Below are 1,008 nucleotides of genomic sequence, written 5' to 3' on the forward strand. Positions count from 1 at the left end.
GCAGTATAAAGATGCAAGAATAAACTTTTATGATATTATAAAATTTTAATTACACTTATCAACGAATAAATATACACATAGTTTTGTAACTAAGAGCAATTTAGCGTATACAATATGGATGCGAATCAAGGCTTGCAGATGGTACCATCCGGATCAGGGACACACATGAAGAGCTTGGGGTCATAGGAGTTTCCATTAGGGCAAGACTTGGAGGTTCTCTGCATGTAGGTCTTTCCGTCCAAGAGGGAAACCTCTGAACAGGTGAAGTACTTCTTGCAGTCGGAGGCGTCCGGGATGTTACCTATGCCATGGGCGTTGCAGTCGGGCTCGCAGACCTGGCTGGTCTCTCCGATCTGGTAATAAGGAGGGCAGACTCCGACGACGAGTGGGCCGCCGGCGTTTTCATCGTTCTTGCACATGGCGTAGTATCTAGGGAAGTTGGAGTGCTTCATCTTCTTCAGGGTGTTTCCGTCGCAATCGAACTTTCCGCAGGAGTTGTCATTCACCTGAGCGACACAACGCTGTTCGATCGCGTTGTATACGCTTCCTTCTTCGATACACTTGAACAATTTCGGAACAAAGTTGTTGTCGCAGTAGTGGAACTGTTTGCAATCAGAGTCTGGGAAAAAATGGTCCTTCTCAAGGCAGATGAAGTTGTCATCAGCTCCGCATTGCATGGACGCCGTGCTCAGGCATGTGCCCGAATCGGTATCGCAGTACGGGCGATCGTCAGGGCACGGGATGTCGACGTAATGCAGAAGACTGCCATCTTCTTTGGGGCGGCAGACCCTGCTAGTGGAGCAACTGGCGCAGGAAAAGATCTTGTCGCAGGTAACATCATCGCGCAGGTAAAAGGGATTGGATGACTTAAGTAGGGGTTTACTAGATGGGTCAGGTTTCACTTCAATTGCCCAAGATGGATCGGGCAACCTGATATCCGCATTAATCCCCACAAATGCTGCTAGAAATAATATTGCCGGGAGCACCCTCATGTTGGTTTGATATTGA

1 protein-coding gene is annotated in these 1,008 nt (G+C 48.1%); it reads right to left on the minus strand.

Features of this window, described 5'->3' with window-relative positions; genetic code table 11:
• Positions 1–125: 125 nt before the first annotated feature.
• On the minus strand, positions 126–1,008 hold an 883-nt coding region (locus MU846_RS14535), incomplete at its 5' end, for a chitin binding peritrophin-A domain-containing protein (RefSeq protein ID WP_246953993.1).

The sequence above is a fragment of the Alcanivorax quisquiliarum genome, assembly GCF_023051175.1.
Taxonomy (GTDB): Bacteria; Pseudomonadota; Gammaproteobacteria; order Pseudomonadales; family Alcanivoracaceae; genus Isoalcanivorax; species Isoalcanivorax quisquiliarum.